We start from the raw sequence: 15993 nt of genomic DNA on the forward strand, positions 1-15993 counted from the left end.
CAAGACGCCCCCCGTTTGAAATGTTTTCACGCCCGCCGGTGCGAGCGCTCCTGATCTAAAAGTGACCAGCTTCACGAAACGAAAAACCAAAAAATCATAGTTCTTGCCAACGGCAAAATACACCTTCATGATTTTGTGAAACCGGTTTCTTATGGGCGTTTCATTGAGATGGAACGGCGGATCGCCCAGGCAGTAAAAATTCGCCTTTGGGCAATCCGAATTCATATCTTAAGAGACGATATTTCATGCCGAAGAACTACACAGAGATCTCGCAGGCCATCGTGAATGCGGTGGGCGGCCCCGGCAACATCGACGCCGTGACGCACTGCATGACCCGCCTGAGATTCGTTGTTAAAGACAAGGCGCTGATCGACACCCCCGCGCTCAAAGCGATTAATGGCGTGCTGGGCGTGGTGCACAGCGGCGAACAGTGCCAGGTGATCATCGGCAACGAGGTATCGAAAGCCTACCAGGCGGTGCTGGCGCTCGGCCTGCCGGGTAGCGCCCCCGCTGCCGCGCCCGCAAAACGCAAAATCACCCTGAAAGGCATTGGCGCCGGCATTCTCGATGCGCTGGTGGGCACCATGTCGCCGTTGATCCCCGCCATTATCGGCGGCTCGATGGTGAAGCTGCTGGCGATGATGCTGGATATGGCCGGCGTGTTCGAAAAAGGCTCCTCGACCCTGATCATCCTGAACGTGATCGGCGACGGCGCGTTCTTCTTCCTGCCGGTGATGGTCGCGGCCTCTGCGGCACTGAAGTTCAAAACCAACATGTCGCTGGCGATCGCCATTGCCGGCGTGCTGCTGCACCCCAACTTTATCGATCTGATGGCCAAAGCGGCGCAGGGCCAGGCCGTGGAGTTCGCCTACATCCCGGTGACGGCGGTGAAATACACCTATACGGTGATCCCGGCGCTGGTGATGACCTGGATCCTGTCGTATATCGAGCGTTGGGTTGACCGCATCACCCCGGCGGTGACCAAGAACTTCCTCAAGCCGATGCTGATTGTGCTGATTGCCGCGCCGATCGCGATTGTGTTGATCGGCCCGCTCGGCATCTGGATCGGCAGCGGTATCTCGGCGCTGGTGTACACCGTGCACGGCTATTTGGGCTGGCTTTCCGTCGCCATTATGGGCGCCATCTGGCCGCTACTGGTGATGACCGGCATGCACCGCGTGTTCACCCCGACCATTATTCAGACCATCGCCGAAACCGGCAAAGAAGGCATGGTGATGCCTTCGGAGATCGGCGCCAACCTGTCGCTCGGCGGCTCTTCGCTGGCGGTGGCGTTCAAAACCAAAAACCGCGAACTGCGCCAGACCGCGCTGGCCGCTGCCGCCTCCGCCATAGTGGCGGGGATTTCCGAACCGGCGCTGTATGGCGTGGCGGTGCGGCTTAAACGGCCGTTAATCGCCAGCCTGATCAGCGGCTTTGTCTGCGGTGCCGTCGCCGGTATCGGCGGGCTGGCCAGCCATTCGATGGCCTCGCCCGGCCTGTTCACCAGCGTGCAGTTTTTTGACCCGTCGAACCCGATGAGCATTGTCTGGGTGGGCGGCGTGATGGTGCTTTCCGTGGTGCTGTCTTTCGTGCTCACGCTGATTTTGGGCTTCGAAGACATTCCGGAAAGCGAAGCGCCCCCAACGGCGGCCACTGCGCCTGCGGCGAATACCGCTAACGCGACCCATTAACACACTATTTTTTACCCTAGATAATTGGAGTTGCATCCAGGCGGCAAGGCCGTACATCCCCAGGAGCTTAGTCAGCTAAGTGACTGGGGTGTGCGGGCGCAGCCAACACAGAGGCAGCTTCAAGTATGACGGGTAATTATTGAGGATTTCATGTCTGACTTAACATTCCCGCAAGGGTTTTTATGGGGCGGCGCCTTGGCCGCCAACCAGTCTGAAGGGGGTTATCTGGAGGGCGGGAAAGGGCTGACCACGGTCGACATGATCCCGCATGGCGCCAACCGCATGCCGGTGAAGCTGGGCCTGGAGAAGCGCTTTACCCTGCGCGAAGACGAGTTTTACCCGAGCCACGACGCGATCGATTTTTACCATCGCTACCGCGACGACATCGCGCTGATGGCGGAGATGGGCTTTAGCGTATTCCGCACCTCCATCGCCTGGAGCCGGCTTTACCCGAACGGCAACGAGCTGACGCCCAACCCGCAGGGCATTGCCTTCTACCGCGCGCTGTTTGAGGAGTGCCGCAAATACGGCATCGAGCCGCTGGTCACCCTGTGCCATTTCGACGTGCCGATGCACCTGGTGACCGAATACGGCTCTTGGCGCAACCGCAAGATGGTGGCGTTTTTCACCCGCTATGCCCGCACCTGCTTCGAAGCCTTCGACGGGCTGGTGAAGTACTGGCTCACCTTCAATGAGATCAACATTCTGCTGCACAGCCCGTTCTCCGGCGCCGGGCTGGTGTTCGAGGCCGACGAAAACCCCGAGCAGGTGAAATACCAGGCCGCGCACCATGAACTGGTGGCCAGTGCGCTGGCGACGCGCATTGCGCATGAGGTGAACCCCGCCAACCAGGTGGGCTGCATGCTGGCGGGCGGCAATTTCTACCCCTGGTCCAGCAAGCCGGAAGACGTGTGGGCCGCGCTGGAGAAAGACCGCGAGAACCTGTTCTTTATCGACGTGCAGGCCCGTGGCGCTTACCCCTCTTACTCTGCCAGGGTGTTCCGCGAGAAAGGCGTGCGCATCGCGATGGAGGAAGGCGACGCCGAGATCCTGAAGAACACGGTCGATTTTGTCTCTTTCAGCTATTACGCCTCGCGCTGCGCCTCTGCCGATATGAACGACAACAACAGCAGCGCCGCCAACGTGGTGAAATCGCTGCCGAACCCGCACGTGCCGCGCAGCGACTGGGGCTGGGGCATCGACCCGCTGGGTTTACGCATCACCATGAACATGATGTACGACCGTTACCAAAAACCGCTGTTCCTGGTGGAAAACGGCCTGGGCGCACACGATGAGTTCAATGCCGCAGGCGAGATAGAGGACGATTACCGCATCAGCTACCTGCGGGAGCACATCCGCGCCATGGCCGATGCCATCGCCGACGGCGTGCCGGTGATCGGCTACACCACCTGGGGCTGCATAGACCTGGTGGCGGCCTCGACCGGGGAAATGAGCAAGCGCTACGGCTTTGTTTACGTCGACCGCGACGACCACGGCAACGGCACCCTCGCCCGCACACGCAAGAAATCCTTCTGGTGGTACAAGAAGGTGATTGCGAGTAATGGAGCGGATTTGGGGTGATGGGGTTGGCGGCAGTAAGAGCCGCTAAGGGCGATAGTTGCGAGCTGGATTCCAGACTTTGCAGTAAGCCCCTGTAATTCCATACAGGCTATTTTTTCGCCTTTCTGCCAGCGCTATAGTCTCCTGGCTGCGGCACAATCCGCAGCCGGAGTTAGCGTTCCGAATCCCCCAACCCTGCTCGAATATGGTATAAATTCGGGCATGCCGATGCGCACCCAAACAATGGTGGCTCGGGTGGTGCTTCCTCCGGGAAGGCCGGGATCCGTTGGGGCCGGTTACGCTAACGCCGCTCGAGCTACCACCCCGAGTTTAGCGTCTCTTCTGGTAGCGGTATTTCTCCCCCAATGGAAATGACCGATATGGAAAACACATCCCCAACGAACACATCTGAAACAACGCCAAGCACCCTCCCCCTCTATCGCCAACTGTTCAACCAGCTTGATCTCAGCACCTTAGACTCATCACAGCTCTTAGACTTAGCCGCACTCTCCGCCGAACAGGCCGAAGGGTTATGTCATGGCCTGATGTTATGCGGCAACCTCCTGCAAAAGCATCCGCAAACCGATGACGCCGGCTGGGAACAGCTGAATCACTACCTCAATGCTACGGCTCACTTGGTGCCCGCCCTGTGCAACCTTTATGGCCGCGCACTGCGGGAGATGGAGTGCCAGGAGCTGGCAGGTTAAAGATAGACAGAAATGATAATAATAAGGACGGTATTAGTTTAGTGCCGTTCTTATCCCCTCCAGAAAATCCCATAGATTTCGATTACATATCACGATAAATACATTCACTAAGGTAGGCATTTTCCCCCTGGCCTGGCATAGTTAACGCATTCGATAAATCGATGAGCTAACTGCTGGATGACGACGTATGGCCACCGCCTACTGGCAGTAAGCCCACGCATTGCCCAGAACCTGTTCTGCAATGAGAGGGGGATGTTTTGACTATTAAGATAGCGATGTTGTCTTCAAAGAATGCTGTTTTAGACGCAATCAAGGAATATAACAATCAAGGTTATGGTATTTTCCTGAAAAATTACAAAGTTGAAAAAACAAGAAAATACAAGATCCGTCATAATAAATCCCTTTACGATATTAATGGGATTGCCACGGCAGCTTATATTCTCCAACTTGGGGAACCTTCAGATAAAATAAAATTTAACGTTAATCTAGAAACGGTCATCCAAGAGTTTAAAAAACTTGGCTTCGAGGTAGTAGAAATACCTCATCCTCTTGAGCACTTAGTAAAAGACGAGATTTACAAACGCAAGGCGATCCACGACCTCTACGGTGGACAAGAGCAAGGCGGGATATCAACACCAAAAGAATTCCCCGTTATTTTCATTTTCACTGGCGAAGCGGGTGAAACTCATGGATACAAAGACGGATGGTCTACCGATGACCACTTCTCCTACACGGGAGAGGGCCAAAACGGTAATATGGAGTTCACTAACGGTAATAAACACATCCGAGATCATAAAGAGAATGGTCGGGACATTCTTTTATTTGAATACAAGAAAAAAGCGGGTGTAAAACTTGTTGGCTTGTTTGAGTGCGACAGTTGGAATTACACTCAATGTATAGATACCGAAAAAAACATGAGACAAGGGATAATTTTTAACTTATTCCCGGTATCTTCCACTCAAGAAATTGACAATGACATCACCTCGCCAGAAATCGACCAAAAGAAAGAAACGATCGAGCAGTTGCGTGCGAAGGCGATAACATCATCAATGATGACGGGCCAGCGACAAGAGAGTGATAATAAAAGATCTTGGTTCAAGCGCAGCGAAGACGTGAAAAAATACGTGCTGCAACGCGCCAATGGCATCTGTGAGTCCTGCGATAAACCCGCGCCGTTCAAGAAAAAGAATGGCGAACCCTACTTGGAACCTCATCACACAAAACGCCTAGCCGATGAAGGCCCCGACCACCCGCAATGGGTTGGTGCCATCTGCCCTACATGCCATCGTCGGATACACAGCGGGGCTGATGGGATGGACGTTAACAAAAAGCTTATGGCTAAGTTGGAATTGAAAGAGGCTGATTTTATATAGCTATTGTTTAAAAACCCTGCGAGTAGAAGTGTTTCGAGGGTGATGTTGAAGAGATGACCTTAGACAAAAGGATCATCTTTTCCCCACATCATCCTCTGCCCACGCTTTGCTGTGATTCGATAAGGTACAACCCACAGCCGTAATTTCTCTGAGAAAGCAAAATGCTGCGGTATTGGATGATTGAAGTCATCGTGCGCCGGGTAGATCAAATACATGTCACCGGCGCCACCAAGATACTTTTGACCGTATGCAAACATTTGATAGAAATCGGATTGTGCGACTCCATAGAGAGATTTTTCCTGCGAGTTGTTATTAATCAACTTCCATTTGGTATCCAGCACCATCTTGGTTTTTACCGGATGGCGTGACTGAATCAACAGATCTGGGCGCAGCTTAAAGCAATCCCTCTCAGCATGTTTAACCAACGAATAGCTCGCAGCCTGCTGCTTCAATTTGAAGCCGTGTGGCAGCTCATCAGCAAGAGTCTGAGCGACAAAGGACTCAAACACCGCCTCCATAGGGAACAACAGCGACAAGGCTTTAGCATCCCCTTGCAAAGCACTCGGGCTCATTCCGTGCAAAATCAATTGCGCCCATGCAAGCGGCTCATGGTAATGGGCCATTCCCCGATCCAGGCGCAGACTCGATATATCCCCATCAATATCTCGGCTAAACGGAATCCCATCAAAAGCAAAGCGCAGTTCCTGCAGCCAGCGCTGATTCTCTGATGACAGACTAAGGCTGCCTAGTTTATGAAGTGCTGAGTGTAAGAGCCTATTGGCGGCACAGTCGGGCAAATAGTCATCGTAATCGACACAAAATTTATGACGATCCACAATGTTACGCCGCAACTGAGCGGACAGCATCAGTTTGCCCTTCATGAAGGGTAAATTACCCTGTTCATTCACATAGTCGGAGCGCAGACCTTGCTTAAGCAGTTGGCTAACGCTGTGCAAAAACTGGTTGATAAAAATCTCCAGCAAAGGCATTCGTTGCGCATGAACGGAAGCCTGCTGGGTTTGGATATGCCGAAAACCAGACAAATGGCTCAGCATAGTCAGCAATGTTGATCGCGCATGCCCACGCGTCAGGTTTTTGCCTATCTTGGGCAGAACTTCAAGCTGCAGGCCAAAGGGGGTATAAAGTATCCCGGCGTAATTTTGTACTTGAAGCAACCGGCACCCAGAGCGTGAGGTGAGTTTTAGCAGTTGGCTCCCCTTCTCGCTGGTCAGGCTAAGCGATTCTAAATAATGGAATACCTCACGAGGAAGAGGAACAGCACCAGCCGGCGTTTCTTTTTCAACACCTAACAGGTCATACTCAAAAACAGAGATCACCTCACCCATTTTGCGCAGCCTTTGTAGCAGGGACAGCCTCTTCGGGTTGATAAATTGCACGGTAAGCGTGAGGCATATTCCAGACTTCTTGCTCAAAAGCCTTAAGTTCGTAGGCTGTTGATTGCTGATCATGACGCCGTAAACCATGGTCGGAACCAAACAGCATGTCGAGATCATCGGTTTTCTCAATGACAAACTGTAGGTTGTCGTCTTGCTTCTGATTATCCGCCAACACCAACCGTATTTTGTTCCAATCGTCGAAGAAATATTCCTGCAATAACGGAATGATCTTTTTCTGGAATGCCGCTTTCAGCTGTTTAAACGCCTTCTCTTCATCCTTCGCATCGCAGGCTTTTTTTACCGGCATAAAGAACGCATGCCCTAACGTATGCTCGCGATCGTAAAGCGCCTCGATTCGGCTATTAAGTTTCTCTAATAACGATTCAAGCTCAATGCCTTTTACTTTGGCTCCACTGAGCAATGAGAGATCTGGCATCATCTCGACAAAATCGAAGCGACGGCGTAATGCAGTGTCCATCAGCGCCAATGAGCGGTCTGCGGTATTCATTGCTCCAATAATATCGACGTTGCCAGGCACACTGAATGTCTGGCCGCTATAGGACAGTTGCAGGCTCATCGCATTGCTCATACCGGCGCGCTTGTCGATTTCAATCAGCGAAATTAGCTCACCGAAGATCTTGGAGATATTGCCACGGTTAATCTCATCAATAAAAATGGCATAGCGGTGCGCTGGGTCGGCATTAGCACGTTGGCATAAACGCATAAAAATGCCGGGCTCAATGGGATAAGAGATATTGCCGCCCTCATCGGCCCGAGCCCGCATCCCTTCGATAAACTCTTCGTAACCATAAGACTGATGGAAGGTAACCAAGGCAAACCGCTGAATGGCCTCTGCTGTTTGCGGACCCTGCTTTAACTCAGCATAAAGTGAAACAAGATCTTCCACTTGCTCTAGCTGCGACTTAACCAAGAACCACTCACTCTCGGCCGTTTTATTGAAAATCGTAGGCTCACGGCGGTTTTTATATTCAACCGTGGTAGATTCCGGCACGGTAAAAGATTGCAGTGTGGCCCAAGCCGTTTGCGATAAATGACTGCTGCGACCATTCAATAAGGCTTTACGTTGGAACCACGGGTGCTCAGTCAGTTGGCGAACTTTGGCGCGTTTATTCAGATCCAACAAGACCAGCGTTATCACCTGCATCCAGTTAAGCGATTCAAGGCGGGAATCTAGCCAGGCATCATAATCGGCGGGAGCAGCCTGCGTGGTGTACTCCTTCATTTTTTGCTGCAAGATGAAGGTCTTCCCGGTTCCCGGGGGGCCAAAGTAGATCATATTGACGGGTGAATGCTGCGGTATCTTCACGCTCACCACTTCATTACTCACCGTGACTGCGCTGCTAACCATTTTCTCTTGTTTTTGTTCGCTGTCACGCTCACGCAGCAGTTCATAGAGATGCCAGATCGCCATGTTCACATAGTAGGGATCCGCGTCTGGCAGCTGCCCGTTAATCGCGCCCTTCAATTCATGGTTTTTCTGCAGCCAATCGCCAGCAAGCGTCAGGCCAAGCGAAAATTGCTCATTTATAAACATCGCGGCTTTGGTAAACGCATTCTCGTCTACCGCGCTGGTGCAAGTTTCTGGAGTAAAAGCCGCAAAGACACGATTCCTCAAACTCCAATACATCCGCTTGAGCTGCCCAGTCTCCTTGGCTTGCTTCAAGGCGACTTCTACATATTGGTAAGTTTGTTCGTCGGGTTGACGATGAATACGCTCGGTCAGTTCTCTGAGCAGTGGGAGACTTTGCTGGAACTCGGCCAACGATGGAACACCCTGACGGATACTGGCAATACCGTTATCACGCTCATACCAAAGTCGTTTAACCAGATCATCCGTCTCCGGCTCTGAGAATGTCTGGGTTTGTTGAAGCAATGCCGTAAATTCACGGTAACGGCTATTCCACTCTGAATGAGAATAATCTTTGTATTCGGCCAGAGAGTTAATCAATTCACTGAGAGTCAGCTTACCTGCTTCAACATCGGCAACGATATCCATCACGATAGTTCCTGTACGGTGACATTATTATTTGAAAGAAAACCGGTACTGTTACTACAAAACTACGGCAGCCAAGACGTTAACATCAAGGCTGCTAGCCACTACCTAATCAATCTCAAGCGCCTTTCAGCATATCAAACACCACGCGGGCAAACCCCTTGGCGAGCTCTGGGTTGGACAGATACTGCACCATCATTTCGTGCTGAGCTTCATTGCTGTCCATGACCGCATCATCAATGGCTTTTGGAAAATCCCCCAGCATGGCTTGCTCACGGGTATTGTTGGCAATCTGCGTCATCACCGCTTGGTTTTCCGATAGCTTGTCGCGCACGGTAAACGCATAGTTGATCATATCTTTATCGCTGAGATTATCAGTGATAAACAGGTCGTTAAGGCGCGCCAGAATGTTCGACAAAAACTCTTCTTTCTTATCTTTCGGCTTGGCTGTGCCGATGTCATTACCCGGCTCGAGTTTATATTCTTCGGCATCTTCCTGAAGCTTAAGATGCTGTTCGTGGATTTTCGAGAGACGGTAATGGCTCATATCCACATTGCTTAAATCAATCTCATCTTCTTCTATGCGTTGTTCATGCAACAACGGACGCAAGTGACGGGAAAACAGACTCAGTTTTTCCAGATCCTTGTCATCGTACTCAACGATTTGCGACATAAACTCGTAGAAACGGACAAAACTGCCGAGATCTTTTTTGAAGATATCCAGCTTGTCTTTTTCTTGTTTGCAGTCTTTGAAGCTGTTTTCAGCATTGGTGATCAACACGATATCGTTAGTTTTCTTCGTGCGTTCAAAGATCTCTTTTGCCAGTACGTAAGCATCGATAGCGGAGGTATAACGTTTTTTCCAGCGTTCAACAGCCGGCTTGCAGATATTACTGATCGCCGCATTGGATTTGTTTTTGGTAAAGAAGGCCTCGCAGAACTGTTCCACTTCGTTCCACAGGAATATGCCGCTGGTACGCAGCTTCTCGAATAATTCGAAAACCAGCTGAGGGTCGCTAACATCGGTCAGTTCCGCAGTTTGGTAGTACGGCTGGAAAGCAGCGAGAATTTCATCAGGCTCGTTATAAAAATCCAGCACAAAAGTGCCCGACTGCGCTTTGCCCGGATAGGTGCGGTTCAGGCGTGACAACGTTTGTACGCACTCCACACCGCCAAGCGCTTTGTCCACATACATGGCACATAGCTTTGGCTGGTCAAAACCGGTCTGGAATTTATTTGCCACCAGCATCACCTGATAGTCTTCGCTATCAAAAGCTTTACGCATGTCCCGGCCTTTCAGCCCTGGGTTCATATTCATTTCAGTAAACTTTTGATTCAGCAGCGCAAGGCTATTGTGGTCATTTTCAACAAACTCTACTTCGCCAGAGAATGCCACCATCGCATTGATCTTCGCGTATTTATTCTCGGCAATGTATTTATCAAACGCCAGCTTATAGCGCACCGCCGCTTTACGTGAACTGGTCACCACCATCGCTTTGGCCTGTCCCCCCAGCAAATGCATCACATGCTTGCGGAAATGTTCAACGATCACTTTTACTTTTTGGGCAACGTTATGGTCGTGCAGCGTCACCCACTGGTTCAGTTTGATTTTGGCTTTTTTGCTGTCGACTTCTCGATCGGGATCGTCCAACTTTTGCAGCAGCTTGTATGCCACTTTGTAGTTGGTGTAATTCTTCAGCACGTCCAGAATGAAGCCTTCTTCAATTGCCTGGCGCATGGAGTAAATATGGAAGGCTTCTGGCTTGTTGGTTTTCGATGCTGGTTCAAGCGGGTTAGGACGACGGCCAAACAACTCTAGAGTTTTGGCTTTTGGCGTGGCGGTAAACGCATAGTAGTTAAGATTGCTGCTGCCTTTGCGCGCGGCGACAGTGGCATCAAGAATATCTTCCGACGACAACTCGACATCATCATCCGCCTCTTCCGTCATCAGCACTTCTTTTAACTGACGTGCCGTGGAACCGCTTTGCGATGAGTGAGCCTCATCGGCGATCACCGCATATTTACGCTGCTTGAGGCTGACGCTGTTTTCGATAGCTTTCAGCACGAACGGGAAGGTCTGGATGGTAACGATAATAATCGGCTGTGAGTTTTCCAGCGCGCTGGCGAGTTTCTCCGACTTCGAGCCATCGCCTTCTTTATTATTGATGCGCCCGACCACGCCGTCCGCGTGTTCAAACTGGTAAATGGTGTCTTGAAGTTGATCGTCCAGTACCGTACGGTCCGTGACCACAATCACCGAATGGAACTGCTTCTCGCCTTTCTCGTCGTACAGCGTGGAAAGCTGATGTGCCGTCCAGGCAATAGAGTTAGATTTCCCGGAACCGGCGCTGTGTTGGATAAGGTATTTATGCCCCGTCCCTTCCTCCGTGGCCGCACTAATCAGTTTATTCACCACGTCCCACTGGTGATAACGCGGGAAAATCAGGCTCTCTTTCTTACCTTTCAGCCCGTTCCACTCTTCTTTTTCTTCGATTTGCAGATGTACAAAACTGGCGAGAATTTTCAGCAGGTTGTCTGGCAGCAGAACTTCATTCCACAGGTAGTCGGTGGCATAGCGATTTGGGTCTTCAGGGATATCGTTCCCCGCACCGCCAGCTTGGGTACCTTTGTTAAACGGCAGGAAGAAGGTGTCATCGCCCATCAATTTAGTGGCCATAAACACTTCATACTGGCTAACGGCAAAGTGCACCAGCGCACCACGTTTGAAAGTGAGCAGCGGCTCCGGCTTGTTGGTAACCGGATCTTTCGGCAAACGCGTTTTCTTATATTGTTTAATCGCATTGTGCACCGCCTGCTTGAACTCAGATTTCAGCTCCAGCGTTGCTATCGGTAAGCCATTAACAAACAGCACTAAGTCGATACGCCATTTCTTGGCTTTTGCCCCTGCTTCATCAAATGCCGCTTTGGTGGCATAGGGGCTATAAACCAGTTCCGGCACAATGCGGCAGATGTTCTGCTGATACCGCGCCAGCGTTTCCGGGTTGAGATTATGTTCGGGCTTAAACTGGCACAGCGAAAAACGCGCATTATGGCTTTTGATTCCGTGGCGCAATACGCCCAGCGTGCCGTAAGTGCGCGAAAGCATATCGGTGGCGTTGTTATCCGCTTTTTTTAGTTGGGCCACCAACGCATCGAGGAAATGGCGCTCGGTATCGGTCGGGTAAATCTTGGCAAATTTCTCCCACTCCAGCGGCTGGGTGTTTTGCACAAAGGTAATCGCATCTTGCGCATACAAAGCACGTTCGCGATCGTAGCCGTCGGGTTTGCCGACAATCCATCCCTTGGCAACCATTTGAGCAATCATCTCATTTTGGAAGATTGCCTCTTTGGTGGTGTCCATACTCATGCGGTAGCCTCCTGTGATGCCTCAGCTTTTTCGGCTTCTGGTGCATCCCAGTTACGGACGTCAATTTTGCCGGTGACGGCGGCGGAGATAAGGGCGGTGCGTCGTTCTTGGAGAAGAGTAAGCGCCTCATTCTGCCTGCTTACTAAGCTATCTATTTTTGACAATAGTGCTTTAATATCAAAAACTATTTTTAATTGCTCTTGCAAAGGTGGTATAGGTATTTGCATTCGCTCAAAAGATTCAGTTTTTAGGCACTTAGTCCCATGTGCAGAGTTATCAGTTAAATCTAATACATTTTTTCTAAAACCTTTCAAAACCAAATATAAATATTCAAACGATATTTGAACATTAGGAATTAGTGCCTTCATATCCTGATTGATAGTTACAATCTCAGTATTTATTGCTACTGGAAACGAATGAGACAAGATCATTCCACGAACAACAATTAATACAGAACTTACTGGGATTAATTTTGTTGAAGATTGCTTAACTGCACTTTCACTAATATGATCTTCAGCATCAAATATATAATCAATCTTCATATCCTTGGGGGAAACCCAAGGTATGCTACCAATCCAAAAAGCTGGGTTGCTTTTAGAAGGAGTGCCCCCTCCAACAAATGAACATAAATGTCGTATTTGTTTTAATCCCCAATGCTCCGGTACTTCCCCCAACCACTCAACACCAGAATCTTTCATAGGCGCATCAGGATTTAGCCCTTTAGTAACCGCATGGCTAATCACTGCCTGACGTTTTTCTTTTAACAGTTCAATCAGTTGCTGCTGCTTCTCGATCAGGTTATCGATTTTTGCGGTTTCATGATCGAGGAATTTAGCTATCTGAGCTTGCTCAGTGAGAGGAGGTAAAGAAAGAAGCAATCCCGAAAATTCGTTGAACCTAAATTCAGTTGACCGCTCACGAATTCCTTTCGCTAACGATAAAATAAAATCAGTCACTGCGAGCTGACGGACTAAATAACCGTAATAGCGCATATGTGTTCCTTTTTCATCCCATGGGATGCATACAGAACAGACAGGAGAACACTTACCATCTGAATCACTAATACCAATAGCACCAGCAAAACCATCCATTGCATGAACCAAAAGATCCCCGGCCTTTACTCCCTGATAGCCTATTTCTTTAAGCGCATTAGTAAAACCATCTACTCGCCGATTTGATCGTAAGGTCACTTGCCCATCACGAAAAGCTGTTACAATACCGTCCTGCTCAGTTGTTGCACGCTGTACTTTGCGGAAAATATATTTTGCTTTTTGCAAGTTCCAATGACACGGCATCTCACCCAACCACTCTACCCCAGAATTTTTATACTCCGGGTACGCCTTATACTTAGCCATCAGGAATGTACCTCCTGCAGCAACTTCATAATCTCGGCGCTGACGGCATCCAGATCGGCATCGATCTCTTCTAATGGACGCGGCGGCTGATAAACATAGAAATGACGGTTAAACGGAATTTCATAGCCAACAATCCCCACTTCCCCATCTTTGGCATCGCGCTTATCAGCATTAATCCAGGCATCGGCTACGTGTGGCAGCACTTCGGTTTTAAAGTAATTCTCGATCAAATCACTGGTGGAAACAGCCGGATTTAATGGCACGTTTTCGTTATCGCGCAGATCGCCGTCCTGCTCAAACTCCACCACTTTGCCTTTATATTCAAACGCACCGTACAGCGGCTGGGCGGCTTCTTTCAGCACCTTTTTCACCACCGGCTCGGCAGCCGGATTTTTGGTGGTGATAGCGTCGATAAACTGTTTGTTCTCTTTGGTATCCAGCTTAACGCCAGCGGTTTTGATTGCGCCTTTCAGCGTAAGTTGGAACTCATTGAAGTCATCACCCACTAACGCTTTGCCACCCGCTTTAGCCCCCAGCGCCGTCTGGATCTGCTGCGCTTTTTCCATTAATGCACGCTGTGCCAACCACAATTTGCTGTCCAGCAGGTCTTTAATTTGCTTCTCTTTCAGCTCAGCAAATTCAGCTTTGATAATGGCGCGGGCTTCAACTTCTAGCTCGCTAAAATCACCGTAGTTATCGTTTTGCCACTGTGCAGAGAACTCTTCATACAGACGTTCCATGGGTGCATTAAACGGCTTCGGAGCAAAGCGCAGTGTGGCAATGGCCTCATCAGTAACCTGTGCAGACAAACGCAGTGGGCGTTCGATGGTCAGGCGACGATAACCAAAATCGGTGCTGTTAAAGATTTTGCTGGCGAAGGTTTTCGGCGCTTCGGTTTTAGCCGTTGCCGATTGGCGGCCACGGTTAGATTTCTGCTCCGGTGCTTTTTCCAGACCTAAATCTTCCAGAGCAGTCGCATCCACCACCTCAAAGTCACCAAAGGTGCGGGTGATAAGCGTGATATCGTCCTCGCCCATCAGGTTACGTTTAGAACCTAATGACTTACGCATTTTGCCGCACAGGTTGGTGCCATCAATCAGTTGGACTTTGCCTTTACGCTCGGTTGCTTTCTTATTCGACAGGATCCACACATAGGTCGCAATGCCGGTGTTGTAGAACATGTCCGTTGGCAGCGCCACAATACCTTCCAGCAAATCAGCTTCCAGAATATAACGGCGAATTTCACTCTCACCGCTGCCTGCTCCGCCGGTAAACAACGGAGAGCCGTTGAGGATAATACCGATTCGTCCACCGCTGCTCACGGTGCCATCGGCGTTACGGCTATCACGCATTTTGCTGATCAGGTGCATCAGAAACAGTAGCGATCCATCAGAGACACGCGGTAGACCGGGGCCAAAGCGCCCGTTAAAGCCTTTCTGCTGATATTCGTCGTTAATCTCACCTTCAATCTTTTTCCAGTCCACGCCAAAGGGTGGGTTAGATAGCATGTAGTCGAACTGGTCCTGCGGGAGCTGGTCGTTGGACAGCGTATTCCCCAGCTTGATGCGGCTGACGTCTTGCCCTTTGATCAACATGTCGGCTTTACAGATGGCGTAAGACTCTGGGTTTAGCTCTTGGCCAAAGGCACGCATCACCGCTTTTGGATTGAGTTCGTGCACATATTCCATCCCAGACGAGAGGAAACCACCGGTGCCCGCCGTCGGGTCGTAAATGGTGCGAATAATGCCGTCTTTCGACAATGCATCATTATCTTCCATAAACACCAGCGAAGTGGTTAAGCGCACGATATCACGTGGGGTAAAGTGCTCCCCTGCCGTCTCATTTGAGCTCTCCGCAAAACGACGGATCAGCTCTTCAAACACCAGACCCATTTCATGGTTAGAAATGGCCTTTGGGCTCAGGTCGGTGGTGGCGAATTTCTTAACGATTTTGAACAGCAGGTTGGCGTCATCTAACAGGCCAACAAACTCGCTGAATTTAAAATGCTCGAAGATTTCACGCGCATCCTTTGAGAAACACTGAACATAGTTCTCCAAGTTGGCTTTGATATCGTTCTGCCCCATCTTGCCGAGATCCATCGGCGAGGTATTAAAGAACGACAGGCCTTTAGTGGCGCGTAACAGAAACTTCTCTCGCCCTTCTTCCGGCAACGGGCTGGCCTTCAACTTTTCCGCTTGTGCCACAACGGCATCTTTACTCGGCGCTAACACGCACTCCAGACGGCGCAGCAGCGTAAAAGGCAAAATCACACGCCCGTACTGGGACTGTTTAAAATCACCGCGAAGCAAGTCGGCTACCGACCAAATAAAAGCAGCTGTTTGAGAGAAGTTTGTGTTAGCCATATCAACAACCTGAATGGGGGCGCAAAAAGATGGCTAGATTATACATGAATCAATACAGCTTGCTGTGACATCAGTGCGTAGTGGTTTTACCTGTCAACCGGCACAGGCTAAAGAGGTAGGCAAACTCGCTCCAATGCACACATCTAGGCATAACCTCATATCAAAT

At 50.3% G+C, this 15993-nt stretch carries 9 protein-coding genes; 4 read left to right on the plus strand and 5 right to left on the minus strand.

The window, feature by feature from the left end; translation table 11 throughout:
- The first annotated feature begins 245 nt into the window (after positions 1-245).
- The 4 genes from ascF to ACUTSW_RS16230 all read left to right on the plus strand — a co-directional run bounded on the left by ascF (position 246) and on the right by ACUTSW_RS16230 (position 5331).
- A complete protein-coding gene (gene ascF / locus ACUTSW_RS16215; protein ID WP_445584868.1) occupies positions 246-1691 on the plus strand; it encodes a PTS cellobiose/arbutin/salicin transporter subunit IIBC in 1446 nt (481 codons plus the stop codon).
- A gap of 150 nt (positions 1692-1841) precedes the next feature.
- Entirely contained in the window at positions 1842-3272 is a 1431-nt protein-coding gene (locus ACUTSW_RS16220; protein ID WP_445584869.1) for a 6-phospho-beta-glucosidase, read from the plus strand.
- 359 nt (positions 3273-3631) lie between these two features.
- Positions 3632-3958 carry a hypothetical protein gene (locus tag ACUTSW_RS16225; RefSeq protein WP_445584870.1) on the plus strand — a complete coding sequence of 109 codons (327 nt, stop codon included), beginning with the start codon at positions 3632-3634 and terminating at the stop codon, positions 3956-3958.
- 257 nt (positions 3959-4215) lie between these two features.
- On the plus strand, positions 4216-5331 hold the full coding sequence (locus ACUTSW_RS16230; RefSeq protein WP_445584871.1) for an HNH endonuclease: 1116 nt from the start codon (positions 4216-4218) through the stop codon (positions 5329-5331).
- 59 nt (positions 5332-5390) lie between these two features.
- On the opposite strand, the gene ACUTSW_RS16235 is transcribed toward ACUTSW_RS16230, so the two are convergent.
- The 5 genes from ACUTSW_RS16235 to ACUTSW_RS16255 form a co-directional block, all read right to left on the minus strand.
- Entirely contained in the window at positions 5391-6677 is a 1287-nt protein-coding gene (locus tag ACUTSW_RS16235) for an McrC family protein (RefSeq protein WP_445584872.1), read from the minus strand.
- Positions 6670-8745 carry an McrB family protein gene (locus ACUTSW_RS16240; RefSeq protein WP_445584954.1) on the minus strand — a complete coding sequence of 692 codons (2076 nt, stop codon included), beginning with the start codon at positions 8743-8745 and terminating at the stop codon, positions 6670-6672. Before ACUTSW_RS16240 ends, ACUTSW_RS16235 begins: the two co-directional genes overlap by 8 nt.
- A 115-nt stretch (positions 8746-8860) precedes the next feature.
- The gene (locus tag ACUTSW_RS16245) at positions 8861-12109 is read right to left on the minus strand and encodes a type I restriction endonuclease subunit R (RefSeq protein ID WP_445584873.1); all 3249 of its coding nucleotides are present in this window, start codon (positions 12107-12109) and stop codon (positions 8861-8863) included.
- On the minus strand, positions 12106-13464 hold the full coding sequence (locus ACUTSW_RS16250; RefSeq protein WP_445584874.1) for a restriction endonuclease subunit S: 1359 nt from the start codon (positions 13462-13464) through the stop codon (positions 12106-12108). The genes ACUTSW_RS16245 and ACUTSW_RS16250 overlap by 4 nt, the downstream gene beginning before the upstream one ends.
- Positions 13464-15827 carry a type I restriction-modification system subunit M gene (locus tag ACUTSW_RS16255; protein ID WP_445584875.1) on the minus strand — a complete coding sequence of 788 codons (2364 nt, stop codon included), beginning with the start codon at positions 15825-15827 and terminating at the stop codon, positions 13464-13466. The genes ACUTSW_RS16250 and ACUTSW_RS16255 overlap by 1 nt, the downstream gene beginning before the upstream one ends.
- Positions 15828-15993 lie beyond the last annotated feature (166 nt).

The sequence above is a fragment of the Serratia sp. TSA_198.1 genome (genome assembly GCF_052686505.1).

Coding starts and splice junctions, on each gene's coding strand:
- ACUTSW_RS16225 (WP_445584870.1), top strand. CDS start 3,632: ATGGAAAACACATCCCCAACGAACACATCTGAAACAACGCCAAGCACC.
- ascF (WP_445584868.1), top strand. CDS start 246: ATGCCGAAGAACTACACAGAGATCTCGCAGGCCATCGTGAATGCGGTG.
- ACUTSW_RS16220 (WP_445584869.1), top strand. CDS start 1,842: ATGTCTGACTTAACATTCCCGCAAGGGTTTTTATGGGGCGGCGCCTTG.
- ACUTSW_RS16250 (WP_445584874.1), bottom strand. CDS start 13,464: ATGGCTAAGTATAAGGCGTACCCGGAGTATAAAAATTCTGGGGTAGAG.
- ACUTSW_RS16240 (WP_445584954.1), bottom strand. CDS start 8,745: ATGGATATCGTTGCCGATGTTGAAGCAGGTAAGCTGACTCTCAGTGAA.
- ACUTSW_RS16255 (WP_445584875.1), bottom strand. CDS start 15,827: ATGGCTAACACAAACTTCTCTCAAACAGCTGCTTTTATTTGGTCGGTA.
- ACUTSW_RS16235 (WP_445584872.1), bottom strand. CDS start 6,677: ATGGGTGAGGTGATCTCTGTTTTTGAGTATGACCTGTTAGGTGTTGAA.
- ACUTSW_RS16245 (WP_445584873.1), bottom strand. CDS start 12,109: ATGAGTATGGACACCACCAAAGAGGCAATCTTCCAAAATGAGATGATT.